This is a genomic window from Lwoffella lincolnii, from assembly GCF_002014765.1.
GTDB classification, from domain to species: domain Bacteria; phylum Pseudomonadota; class Gammaproteobacteria; order Pseudomonadales; family Moraxellaceae; genus Psychrobacter; species Psychrobacter lincolnii.
The window spans coordinates 210608-224638 of sequence record NZ_MUYT01000007.1 but is presented as its reverse complement, the minus strand read 5'-3'; the positions used below and the strand labels follow the sequence as shown (position 1 = coordinate 224638).

The 14031-nt window shown below is 44.3% G+C and carries 6 protein-coding genes; all 6 read right to left on the bottom strand.

Annotated features, from left to right (window positions below; genetic code table 11):
* Positions 1-162: 162 nt before the first annotated feature.
* On the bottom strand, positions 163-912 hold the full coding sequence (locus B0682_RS06360) for a heme exporter protein CcmB (RefSeq protein WP_078307497.1): 750 nt from the start codon (positions 910-912) through the stop codon (positions 163-165).
* Positions 909-1580, bottom strand: a complete 672-nt coding sequence (ccmA, locus tag B0682_RS06355; RefSeq protein WP_240494898.1) for a heme ABC exporter ATP-binding protein CcmA — start codon at positions 1578-1580, stop codon at positions 909-911. Before ccmA ends, B0682_RS06360 begins: the two co-directional genes overlap by 4 nt.
* A gap of 136 nt (positions 1581-1716) precedes the next feature.
* The gene (rapA, locus tag B0682_RS06350; RefSeq protein ID WP_078307494.1) at positions 1717-4638 is read right to left on the bottom strand and encodes an RNA polymerase-associated protein RapA; all 2922 of its coding nucleotides are present in this window, start codon (positions 4636-4638) and stop codon (positions 1717-1719) included.
* 172 nt (positions 4639-4810) lie between these two features.
* On the bottom strand, positions 4811-6112 hold the full coding sequence (gene hisD, locus B0682_RS06345) for a histidinol dehydrogenase (protein ID WP_078307492.1): 1302 nt from the start codon (positions 6110-6112) through the stop codon (positions 4811-4813).
* Positions 6113-6496: 384 nt separating this feature from the next.
* Positions 6497-9190: an ImpA family metalloprotease gene (locus tag B0682_RS06340; RefSeq protein ID WP_420845510.1), complete on the bottom strand. Its 2694-nt coding sequence runs from the start codon at positions 9188-9190 to the stop codon at positions 6497-6499.
* 768 nt (positions 9191-9958) lie between these two features.
* Complete coding sequence (gene purL / locus B0682_RS06335) at positions 9959-13975, bottom strand: phosphoribosylformylglycinamidine synthase (protein WP_078307488.1); 4017 nt, start codon at positions 13973-13975, stop codon at positions 9959-9961.
* Positions 13976-14031 lie beyond the last annotated feature (56 nt).

Genomic DNA, 14031 nt, shown 5'->3' with positions numbered 1-14031 from the left:
ATTGGTTGGTTGTTAACATTCATTGTTAAAAGTTAACATTCATTGTTAAAAATTACTTGTGATAAGTGATGGTCTGACATTTTACTCAATTTTTACATAAAATTCATCTGCTATTGTTGTCTCAATAAGATTATTCCACGTAACACCAATGACCCAAAAAACCTAATGACTCATCCACACCATTTTTAGCACATATCCCACCAGCCAAGGCACAATCAACACAGCAAGGATACTGCCAGCCAATAACAACGCCAATATCGGCAACGCATTCATGCCCGTGGCGTACAGATCAACCGCTCCTGTGGCAAAAATCAGAATCGGTAGTTGTAATGGCAAGGCGATAAGTGGCACAAGTACCGCCCCATTTTTTAGCGACAGTGTCAGGCTACTGGCAATGGCACAGAGCATGAGCAACATCGGACTACCCACCAAAATGGATACCAGCAACACACCCGCTTCACCCCAAGGCAAGCCAAACAACGCCACCGCAAGTAAGCTTAACATCGCCACCAACCCTGCCCCAAACAGCCAATGCAATGCCAAACGAATAAGCACCCATAAAGCAAGTGGCGCGTTTGCCGTTACCAACTGTGCCAATGTGCCATTGTCCAACGCTGGCTTAAAAATGTTCTCAGCGCCCATGACCAATGACAGCAATGCTGCTATCCACACCGCAGGGACAGCCAACCGCTTCAATAACATCGGCTCACTGCCAATCGCCAACGGAAATAAGGTAATGATTAATAAAAACATCACCAACGGATACAACCACTGTACCGCCCCTTGACGCTTAACCGCCCACTCTCGTTGCCAAAGTTGGGTAAAGCAGATGCCATGATTGAATGTGGGTTTGGCCGTCAGGGAAGTTGTGGCGGTAGGGGCAGTAGGCCCAGTGGGGGAATATTGGGTCATGGCAAATACTCACTTAAGTCCAGTTGTTTATTTGCCACATTCAACGCTTGGTGACTGGTCATCAACACCGCTCCGCCTTGTTCACTAAACGCTTGTAGACGCTGTTCAAGCTTTGCCACCATTGCCACATCTAAGGCGGTTAAGGGCTCGTCTAACAGCCAAACGGGGGTATGCCTAGGGGTCATCACCACCAACCGTGCAAGGTTAACTCGCCTACTTTGACCTGCTGATAACTGCTGACACAAAAAATTATCATACCCCAATAAACCCACCCATGCCAAAGCATCAGATAAAAGGTTTGCGTTAAGGGCTTGTGCATGGGTTTTGGTGTCAGTTTTGGCATCAATGCCATATAAATTGAGCAAAAAGTTCAAGTTCTGCGCCACAGTAAGATTGGGGTGAATGCCAAGCTGATGCGACACAAATAAAGGGGGGATATCGCTGTGCCAATGTATCTGCCCATTGATGGTTGGTAGCATACCAACCAGCTGCATGAGTAAGGTGGTTTTGCCTGTGCCGTTCGCCCCAATCAGATGGCAAATATCACCTGCATTCAGTGTTAGGTTAACCCCTTGACATAGCATAAACTCACCACGCCCAACATCGACTTGTTTTAAGCTAAGCAAAGGGGGGTTATCGCTGTTGGTGATGATGTCTGGCTCAAGCACGGTATTTTTTCTCTTATTGTTTTTTTCTCTTATTTAGGCTTAAGTATTTTATTCTTAAGTGGCTTAAATTTTTAAACATAAGTATTTAAACCATAAGCATTTAAACTTAAGTAACTGAAGTTTAAGTAATTGAAGTTTAAGACGGTTTTACCGCCACCAGTACTCGAATGCTGTCAGGTGTGAGCGATAAAGCACCAAGTGCTTGTTCACCTTGGGCCTTTAGCGATTTTAGCCGTTCGATTTCTTGGTCACGCACATTGGGGTTGATGGCTTGTAATTGGCTCAAGCGGTCAATCTCTCGCTGCCATTGGGTACTAAAGCGTTCTTTGGCGGTACAACTGATGCCATCAAGCTGACTTTGTGCCAACATTTGTGCTTGTTGATAGCGGTTATTGATGACCTCACTACGAAGCTTAACCACTTGTCTGGCTCGGTTGTTATCCAATCTGCTGATATAAGGAGCCAGTACCTCAGCAGAAATGGCATCAGATAAGTCTTTGCCCTGCTCACTGATGAACACTCGCAAGGTGCGTTTGGGTAACACTGCCATCAGATTCAACAGTTTTGGGGCGATGGCATGCACTTGAAAGTTGACCTCCAACATCAATGTGCCTTCTGGCATGGCGTTGGTATGTAGCATGGCGACACAAGTATTGCCAAAACTGCTGGTGCTGCCCATTTCATAGATTGCTTGCATCAAAGGATGCTCATGGGTCAAATAGGTGATGTCTTCTCGCATCAAGGCTTGGTTACGATTAAAGGTGATGGTCATGCCATCTTCGCTGATGGGCAAGCCGTCAAAATGGCCCGACTCTTTGCCATCACTTTCAGGTGGATGTAACACCCAAGTGCCATCACGTTGTTCACTGTGGTCGATGTTCGCCACCGATAAAAACCGCTCAAAAAACATGGGCAACACGTTATTATCATCAAGCTCTTGCATGGCAGCCACAATGCGACCAGCCACTTTGGGACGGCAAGAGTTATATTCCAACAACTTATCTCGCCCTGCTTGCAGTTCGGCTTCTAACTGCAGACGGGTGTGCTTGGCATCGTCTATCAGCTCGCTTAGCTGTTTATTGACCGCTTCATTAACCGCTGTCAGATGTGAACCATCTGGCACTTGTTGATTGTTGGGTAATTTGCCTTCTAACAGTGGCTTTAGCTCATAAATGAACCGCTCTTGTACCGCTTGGGCGGTGGGGGAAATTTGGTTAAATATATTTAATGCTTCATCATACCAGCGAAACAATCGCTCTTGAGCCGTGCCTTGCACATACGGAACGTGCAAAGTGATGCGTTGACGCTGACCGATACGGTCAAGGCGACCAATACGCTGTTCTAGGGTATCTGGGTTGGCAGGTAAATCAAACAATATCAAATGACTGGCAAACTGAAAGTTTCTCCCTTCTGAGCCAATCTCAGAACACAACAAAATCTGAGCGCCTGCTTCATCAGCAAAAAATGCCGCCGCTTGGTCACGCTCAAGCAAACTCATCTGTTCGGTAAAGATGGCGGTTTTGATGCCTGCATGCAATCTAAGCACAGCTTCTAGGCTTTCGATGGTCGCCCCACTGCGTGCAATTAACAGCACTTTATCAAATTTTAAGGTGGTTTTAAGCAAATCAATCAGCCAAGGTACTCTGGGATCAGTTTCCAACCAACTGCCATCTGGCTGATTTTCTTCACCCCAAAGCTGTTCTTTAAGCTTACCTGTGGTTTGATAACTGCCTTGCCAATCATTTGGTAATGGCAACGGATAAGACTGGCAACAACGTCCATAAAATCCCTGCACACTGTCACGTGTGTTGCGAAACAACACACGCCCTGTGCCATGTCGGTCTAACAAATCGTTTAGCACATGCGTTTTTAGGTTATCATCATGGTTGATGTTGGCAAGTTTGCCAGAATCATGCCCAAGCAAGCTTTCTAACGCCCCAATCTGAGCGTCATTAAGTACCTTATCACTCATCAGCACATGGGCAACTTGAGCGGTTTTGGCAAAGGCATCGGAGCTTGCGATAAAATCATCTAAATCATCAAAACGGTCTGGGTCAAGTAATCGCAATCGTGCAAAGTGGCTCTGCACCCCCAACTGTTCAGGCGTGGCAGTCAGCAAAAGCACACCTGCGGTCTGTCTGGCAAAATCAGCAACCAGCTCATATTTATCATTACCACCTTGCTCTGAGTCCCAATGTAAGTGATGGGCTTCGTCCACCACCAACAAATCAAACCCTGCCATCATTGCCTGTTCATACAAATCATGATGGTCAAGCAATAAATCAATCCCTGCGATGATGCACTGCTCAGTCAAAAATACATTCTGCTTTGCATCATGCTCTTTGATGGCAGCGGTACGCACCAAATCAAACAAGGCAAAATCCAGATTAAACCGACGTTTTAGCTCAATCATCCATTGATATTGTAAGCTGTCTGGTACTAATATCAGCACTCGCTCAGCTTTGCCTGACAATAACTGTTGATGGATAATCAGCCCTGCTTCCACTGTCTTACCCAAACCCACCTCATCAGCAAGCAACACCCGTGGGGCGATGCGTTTGCCCACTTCATGAGCAATGTATAACTGATGTTCAATGATGTCTACCCTTGCTCCCATCAAGCCCTTTAGCGGGTGAGCATTGATGGCGGTTTGCATTCTTAGAATGTCTTGACGCAACTCATACCAATCACTGCGTGCCACACGCCCTGCCAATAATCGCTCTAAGGGCTTAGCAAGCGTGATGGTGGCGGACAAACGAGTTTCCATGATGCCTTTATTTTGTCCTGCCACATCATATTTCAGCACACCCATGACATCAGAAACGCCCGTTACCGTATGGTGATTGCCATCTTGATCGGTGATGGTATCGCCCACCTTAAACGTCACTCGTGATAGTGGTGCAGTCGCTTTGGCATAGGCACGAGTCTGTTCACTTTGAGCAAACAAGATATGCACACAACGGTCATCTACTGCCACCACCACGCCCAGACCCAGCTCGGCTTCAGTGTCGGATAGATATCGTTGTCCAATGGAAAATTCAGAATTCACAACGGTCATAGCTTAGGTCTTATTCATCAGTTAGGTAAAAACTTGCTGGGATATGGGGGCTGTTTATCAAGATTGTTTATCAAGATTGTTTATCAGCTTTCTTTATAGGTATGGTGGTTATCAATTTCAAGCACATTTATTTTTTAATACACCTAACCTTGAATTAATATACCACGCAATTTTAACCTTTTTTAAGCCGATAACGAGCTGATGACGCATGGGCATCTAAGTTTTCTTGCCTTGCCAAAATATCTGCCGTTTTGGCAAGCAACTGACTGCCATCTTGGGTGCAATGAATGAGCGATGATTTTTTTTGAAAATCATACACCCCAAGTGGTGAGCTAAATCTTGCCGTTCCTGATGTTGGCAACACATGATTTGCTCCTGCACAATAATCGCCAATCGCCTCAGGGGTAAACCGCCCCATAAAAATTGCACCTGCATGACGAATGTCTGCAAGCAACGCCTGAGGTTCATCAAGTGATAACTCCAAATGCTCAGGAGCAATGCGGTTAATCACCGTGATGGCTTCTGTCCGATTTTTTACCAAAATCAATGCCCCACGATTGGCAATGGCTTGTTTGGCAATATCTGCCTTTGGCAAAACAGTCAAAGCTTTATCAATTTGTTGTGCCACCTCTTTGAGCAAAGATTCACTTGTGGTAACAAAAATTGCCTGTGCCACTGTATCATGCTCAGCTTGGCTTAATAAATCCATGGCAAGCCAATCGGCTCTGTCGTTATCCTCACCTTCAGCATACACCAACACCTCTGATGGCCCTGCTATCATGTCAATACCCACTTGCCCAAATACCGCCCGTTTGGCAGCAGCAACATATTTATTACCAGGCCCTGTGATTTTATCCACTTTGGCAATGCTGTCCGTACCGTACGCCAATGCTGCCACCGCTTGAGCTCCCCCAATGGTGAACACCTTATCCACCCCTGCCAAATAGGCTGCTGCCAACACCAACGGATTAAGTTTGCCATTTGGGGCTGGCACAACCATAATAATCTCACCCACGCCTGCCACTTTGGCAGGAATGGCATTCATCAGCACACTTGACGGATAGCTTGCCAATCCTCCTGGCACATAGATTCCAACCTTATCTAATGAAGTGACTTGTTGCCCCAGTGTATTACCCAGCTCATCTTGGTATGTCCAACTGTGTTGAACTTGTTGTTGATGAAAAGTTTGAATGCGTTTTGCTGATAGCTCCAATGCACTTTTCACCTCTGATGACAGATTATCAAAAGCATGTTTTAGCGTGTCTTGAGCAATGATTAATTCATCAAAAGTTTTGCCAGGGTGATTGTCAAATTGTTGAGTTAACTTCAAAACCACATCATCGCCACCTTGGCGTACCTGAGCAATGATGTCATCGACTGTCGTAAGCAACTTGGGGTCATTGACGGTTTCAAAGGCAAGTAAATCATCAAGCTCTTGCTCAAATGTGGCTGATTGGCTGGTTAAAATACGCATGGTGTGTCCTAAAGGGGTTGCTTTTAAGAGATTGTTTTTAAGGGATTGCTTTTAAGGGATTGCTTTTGTCATTGTTTTAACTTTTTGCAATTTAACTTTTTGCAATAAACTTACCGTAAACGGAAGTACATTGTCTTAATAACAATTTTAAAAAAATTTAAAAAAAATTAATCATGATTTAACCATATTTCTTCATTTCTTCCATTTGTTAATTCTGCTGGTTTTTTGTTGTTGAATCAAGGTGTTTTGATTTATGGTGGGTTTAAGTCATCAAAAAAGCCCAACAGTCATTAACTTGCTGGACTTTTTTACTGCTGTTAATCACATTCATGGCACTCAATATTTATGGTGGCAAGCAGATATGGTGCTTAAGTATTGATGACATTAATTGGTTGGGAACGGATATGATGGTAATGCACCTGTTACAGGCAGTTTATCTATCCAGCGACCTTCATTAAGATGATTGGTGCGGTTTTTAGCAATGGCATAAAAGTTCACTGGAGCGATGGGTAAGTTTAGCATGGCAACTGACCGATGTGCTTGTTCTGAAATTGGCAGACCATAAACCTCATAAACATCTTTCATATCATGACCAATAATTTTGGAAGTCAAAATATAGTTTAGGTCGATATTGCTGATGTTGTTTTGGTTGTATGCCCCTACCCCATATTTGGCTTTTTGTTCTGCGGTGGCTTTGGTTAAATCCAGTTTGTCAACCAAACGATTGCCAATATTTAACAATTTAAAATATTCAAAAACACCCTGTAAGTCAGGTTGTGCTTGTTTTAGATGCAAGCGAGAATAAGCAAAGGCTTGTTGCATGGCAAAGGCTCGTTTACCACCATTATTGGCATAACCATCACCATTCCAAATTGCTTTTTCGGTGGCAAGGCGTAGCTCTTTGCCTGTTTTGCCTGTGGCACGAGCTTGCTGAAGTTGACGATATATCAACCAATGAGCAAAGTTATCGGTATTATAATCACCGCCAGATAACTGATATTTGCGCAACATACTCAAACCCGCTAAATGGTTGTTATCACATTCCACCATACAGCCAATTTGCTGACCATTTTCTGAGCTTTTGAAAGATAAAGTCAGCACACGTTGTACGGTGTTGTGCCCCAACTCATGCACCCAGCCCCAACCTGTATCAACGCCTGTAAAAGCATCTGTGGGGTTGCCAGAACACAACCAACCACATTGAGCAATCCAGCCAATAAAATGCTGAACATTCGGCGCGTTGTGAACAGTACCCGTGCAGTCCCAACCCAAAGTGTTACAGTATTGTTTGGTGGTTGGAGCAATGGTAATGTTGTTGTAGCCATTGGCGATGTGGTTGCTTTCAAACACAAACGTTTTGATGTCATCAACATATTTACGTGGGTCATTGCCCATTGATTTTAAAGCATAAGGGGTGATTTGCTGAATGTCGCCACCTGTGAATTTAAAGGTGTTCCAGCCAAACTTACGACTTTGTAGCGAAGTGGTTGCTTCATTTATCTGAGCATCCGTGATGGGCTGAGTAAAATCATAGTGAGCGTATTTTGCTGAGCCTTTGATACGTAAAGTAATGGTTGAACCAGCAGTGGCATTATTATAATTTAATATCAATGGACCACCAAAAGGACTATTGAGTACGCTTTCATTTTGGTCATTGATGGGTAAGCTATGGCTTTGTGGACGACGTGGGCGTTGATAACCTTCAAATGGGTTGCCCATTGCACGCAAATAGCTGGTTTGTACTCTCAATTTGGCATTGGCATTGTCTTGATTAGCGGTGTTTGACACAACCTGTATGCTTATTGGTTGGCTTGGAATGCTGGCACGCCCAATCAGCGTTACCCCTGATGTTTGCGGAATGGTAACGGTGATGGTTTCCCACTCTTGGCTAACTGGGATAGTTATGGCTTCAGCTGGCATATAATCACCAGCCCCTTTAGGCAAGGCAGTGATGTGTTGACGTGTATAATCCAGCCAGCTATCTGCAACATACATGGTTAAAAAAGTGGCGGTGTCTGTGGGTTTGACCTTATTATACACCACAGAAGGACGGTACATGTCAGCCAATAGCACCAAGTAACGCCAAATCTTAAGAGTCTCAATATCTTGGGATTCAAATGGTGATTTACCCGCTTCATTCATCACTTTTAAATAGTGAGAAGTTTGGTTGATGGTGCGTATCCAAGGATGATTTGCATTCAATGTCGAGTCAGTGGTTGGGTTTGAGTCATTGAGTGCCGTTAGCACATCAACAATGCCGCTTAAGCGATCCGCTTTGCTTAAACTCTGCTTAAGGGTACGATGAGTCTTGATTTGCAGATGATCGCCACTTGCCCAATAATTACCATTGCCAGCGTCAACAGACAATCCCATGCCTTGTGCCAGCGTATTGGCTTTAAGACCGTCTTCAGGTCGGTTACTCCACCAACCACTTGCCATATACACCACCCCTTTACCTGCCTGCATAAACTCGCTGATACGTTGGGTGGCATTAGGACGGGTGGCAGCATTATCACCCAAAAAAATCACATCTACCGATTTCCAACAGTCATTATTGCTGGCAAACACATCACAATTAACAATGTTTGCTGTGGCATTCATGTGGGTTTGATAAAATTTTTGTGCTTTTTTGGCATCATAATGAACGCTGGCAATCTTAACTGCTGTTGGGTTGGTTTTGGCATTGCCACTGGTTACCCAGCGTAGGGCATTTGCTAAGATGGCTCGGTGGGCAAGATGTTTGTTTTCATTCACAATGTCTCCCAACACATCTCGACCATACATCAAACCACGACCATTATGGGCAATAGATAAAGCAGACATGGTGAGACCTGAGTCTGATTGAGCAAGTGGTATGTTATTCATCACATCATGAGTATTAATCGGGATACTGCCGTATGCTACCGCATTGTTGGCGATGTTTAAGGTTTGATCTAATGGCTGATTTTTATCATCACTTAGGATACTGGCTAATATCGCCTGCTGACGTGCCAGTTGCGATTTGGGCAACTCGATGGCTTGAGTGGTTAAAGCACTGATGTCTTGTTTTTGTAAAAATGACGCATTACCTGTACGCAATGCTTGCTCTATTCTGTTTTTTTGTGATTCTGTTGCTGAAATTTTTGGCTTGTTGTCGACAAGTGGTTTTTTGATGACGTGATTGACTGGCTTGTTGGTGTCTTTGGGCTTATCGGTATTTTTAGGGGCATCAGATGGATTTGATTGTTTTTTATCAGATTTAGCTGTTGAGTCTGATTTTTCAGAAGAGATAACAGGTGTTTTGTTATTCGACTCGATATTTGGCATCTGTGGGGCATCAGATGGGTTTGATTGTTTTTTATCGGATTTGGCTGTTGAGTCTGATTTTTCAGAAGAGACAACAGGTGTTTTGTTATTCGACTCGATATTTGGCATCTGTGGGGCATCAGTCTTTGAAGTAACAATTTGGTTGGTAGAATTACTCAATTCCCCACAACCAACCAATAACATACTGGCAACGATGGTTGTTAGTGTAAATTTATAAGAAAGATTGGTTTTACTGACTTGTGACCATATGCAGTCATTATTCATAAATCTGTACCTTAGAATGAATGAAAATAAAAAAGACACAGAAAATACTATCAAAAAGCCAATCAATTTATATGTTTTTTTCGTTGATTACCAAGATTTTTTATGATGAATGGTGCAAGCTTGAACAAGGAAATGACGTTTTGCTCCATAGGCGGACAAGGCGGTGTGAAAACCGCCCATGCCTGCGAATAAATCAATCAATAAAGGTGAGATGACGAAGTTTCATATATTAACCATTAACAAAATCTTATTAACAAAGTCTTATTAACAAAGTCTTTACCGCAAAAACGCCCGCGCGTTTCTAAACAGTCTCAACCACGCCCCATCACCATTGATGTCCCATTCGTTTGGCTTCCAGCTATGGTTATAAGCTTTTAGATTTCGTTCTGGGTGTGGCATCATCAAGGTTACTCGCCCATCGGTACTACAAATGCCTGTTATGCCTTGTGGTGAACCATTCGGATTAAGCGGATAATGCTCGGTTGGATTGCCATGGCTATCCACATATCGCATCACCACTTGCCCATGGGCGGTCATGCCAGTGATGTCAGTGTCGCTCAAGGTGGCAAATCCTTCACCATGTGCCACAGCAATGGGTAAAATGCTGTCTTGCATGCCTTTTAACAGCACCGACTTAGTGCGTTCAATTTTGACATTGACAGTACGGGCTTCAAAGCGGGCAGATTTATTGGCGATAAAGCGTGGAAAATTATCTGCCCCCGGAATTAACTCTTTAAGCTGGCTCATCATCTGACAGCCATTACACACGCCTAAAGAGAACGTCTCTGGGCGGTTAAAAAAGCGGACAAACTGCATTCTTAGTTCATCATGATACAAAATCGATTTTGCCCAACCTGAACCAGCCCCAAGCACATCACCGTAACTAAACCCCCCACACGCCACCAAACCATCAAAATCACGCAAGTTTACTCGCCCTTTGAGCAAGTCGCTCATATGCACATCAACGGCATTAAACCCAACTTGGGTAAAACCACTTGCCATCTCCAAATGACCGTTGACACCCTGCTCACGCAAAATCGCCACTTTGGGTTGTGTGCTTCGGCTGTTGATATAAGGCGTTTCAATCGCTTGATTTAAATCATAATTGGTAAAGCTGATAAGACCTTGATGGTTTTTATCAGCAATTAGGTCAAATTCTTGTTGGACACAAGCAGGATTATCACGATTTTTAGCAATATGATAACTTACCTTTGTCCACTCTTGTTGTAATTCAGCTCGGTCAAAACGAACCGTTTGAGTGGGGCTTTGGATAATTAAGCTGTCTTCATCGGTGGTTTGTCCAATCAAACTGATAAAGTCATTCATGCCTAAGGTGTCTGCCAGTGCCATCAAATCCACCACATGTTCAGGCAAGACTTGCACAACTGCCCCCAGCTCTTCGGCAAACAGCTGACCCAGCAAGTTATCATCACTTAACACCAATTTTACCCCTTGACGACTGGTGAATTGCATCTCAGCAACTGTGGCAAGCAAGCCACCATCACCAATGTCATGATAGGCTGTGATTAAGTTTTTTTCATTGGCTTGTTGAATAAAATTAAAAAATTTGATTAAATCTTGCGGATTGTCCAAATCAGGACAATCATCACCCAGTTGGCTTATTGTTTGTGCAAGGATAGAACCACCCAAGTGAAATTGCCCTTTTGACAAATCAATGCGATATAAGGCACTGTCGGTATTAACAAGCTCTGGGGTTAATGTTTTTGCCACGTTTTGTACAGGGGCAAAGGCGGTGATGATCAGCGACATGGGCGACACCACCGACTTATTATCATCGCCATCACGCCAATTGGCACGCATTGATAAACTGTCTTTACCCACAGGAATGGCAATGCCAAGGGCAGGACACAGCTCTTCACCCACCGCATGCACCGCATCGTATAAGGCTTGATCTTCTTTGTCTTCACCACATGCTGCCATCCAATTTGCTGATAGGGTAATGTCTGATGGCTTGGCGATGTTTGCCGCTGCAATGTTAGTAATGGCTTCAGCAACGGCAAGACGGGCCGATGCCTTAGGGTTGATAAGAGCAACTGGTGTGCGTTCGCCCATGCTCATGGCTTCGCCTGTCATGGGTTTGCCATCAAGGGGCATGAATGCTGATGCTGTTACTGCACAATCCGCCACAGGAACTTGATAACGCCCAACAAACTGGTCGCGCACCACCATGCCCGTGATTGAGCGGTCGCCAATGCTGATTAAAAATGATTTATTCGCCACCGTTGGATGACGTAACACATCTTTGACCGCTTCACGTAATTGAACTTTTTCTAGGTTTAAAGCCGTTAAATTTGGTTTGCTACGGTTAAAAGAACGTTGCATTTTTGGCGTACCACCCAGCAACACTTGTAATGGCATGTCCACAGGTTGGCAATCACCGTTTGAATTTAACAGTGGGTCATCAACCACCAACTGACGCACTTCGGTTGCTTCGCCTAAAATGGCATACGGACAACGCTCACGCTCACAGATGTCATCAAACAGCTCAAGACTGTTTGGACGAATGGCAAGCACATAACGTTCTTGGGCTTCATTTGACCAAATCGCCATCGGCGACATGCCTTTTTCAAGTGATGGTACTTGACGCAAGTTCAGCACCGCCCCCAATTTGTGGTCGTTGACAAGCTCGGGCATGGCATTGGATAACCCGCCTGCCCCCACGTCATGAATGGACACGATGGGGTTTTTATCGTTGCCATCTTCTGCCATTGCCCAACAGCGGTCAATCACTTCTTGACAACGGCGTTCCATCTCAGCATTATCACGTTGCACAGAAGCAAAGTCCAAACCTTCATCAAACTCACCACTATCCACAGAGCTTGCCGCCCCACCACCAAGCCCAATTTGCATGGCAGGGCCACCCAAAACAATCAGCAAATCACCCGCTTGAATGGCATTTTTTTCCACCAAATTGCGTTTGATATTGCCATAACCCCCAGCAATCATGATGGGTTTATGATAACCACGCATTTGGCTACCGTCCTGCTCTTTAGACATGTCAAGTTGAAACGAACGAAAATAACCCAGCAAATTGGGACGACCAAATTCATTGCAAAATGCCGCACTGCCCAATGGAGCATCAGTCATGATTTGTAACGCCGATGCCATACGCTCAGGTTTGCCATAGTCAGCGGTAGAAACCACTCCGCTCCGTCCACAATCGGCTTCCCACTTTTCAGGCATGTCAGGCAGATGCAAATGTGATACATGAAATCCTGTCAGCCCTACTTTTGGTTTACCGCCACGCCCTGTCGCCCCTTCATCACGAATTTCACCCCCTGAACCTGTTGCAGCCCCCGCATAAGGCGCAATCGCTGTTGGGTGATTATGGGTTTCTACTTTCATCAAAATATCAATCGGTTCTTGATGAAAATCGTATTCTAAATGGTTATTTTGACGGTTTAAAAGCGGATAAAACCGTTGTCCATCATGCCCTTTAATCACCGCAGCGTTGTCTTTATACGCTGATAAAATGTCGTTGGGATTTTGTTGGAACGTATTTTTAATCATGTCAAACAGAGATTTTGGCTGTGCTTCACCATCAATTATCCATTGGGCATTAAAAATCTTATGACGACAATGCTCTGAATTGGCTTGAGCAAACATCATCAGCTCCACATCGGTGGGATTGCGTTTTAGCTCATTGACATAGGCATTCATTAAATAATCCATGTCTTGATCCGATAACACAAAGCCAAACTCACGGTTGGCAGACTCTAACGCTTCACGCCCCCCTTGAGATGACAGCCCCATGACATCAACATGATTCAGATGGGCAGGTTCGTGGTCATCAAACAGATGACGGGCTTTTGTCAAATCATAAAACAAACTTTGCGTCATGCGGTCATATAACATCATCTCGACATCATGGGGCAGTGTTTCAGGCAGATTTTCTCCCACCAACGTATAAACCATTAACCGCTCCACCCGTTCGATGGCGATGTCGCAGTTATTAAAAATATCAGTCGCCTTACTTGCCCAAGGGCTAATTGTGCCAAAACGGGGGCTGACAATCAGTTGCCGTTGGCTGTCGGTAGGCATCATCAGCTCAAACGTTTTGCCATCGTTTAACAAATCAATTGCTTTTTTTTGCTCTTGCTTGCTCAATGTGGTGGAAAAAATAAAAACCTGTTGGCTGATGATGTCGGTCAGTTGGCAGTTGGTGGTTTGGTTGATGCTGGCTTGGTTGATATTAGTGGCTTGGTTGATGTTATTAAGCAGTTGATTTTTTTGAAAATCGGTTAAAAATGGGTGTCCAGCGATGAAGGTCATAAAGTGCTTCCAATGATTTAACAAAGTACAGTGATTTAATAACAATAATTTAATAA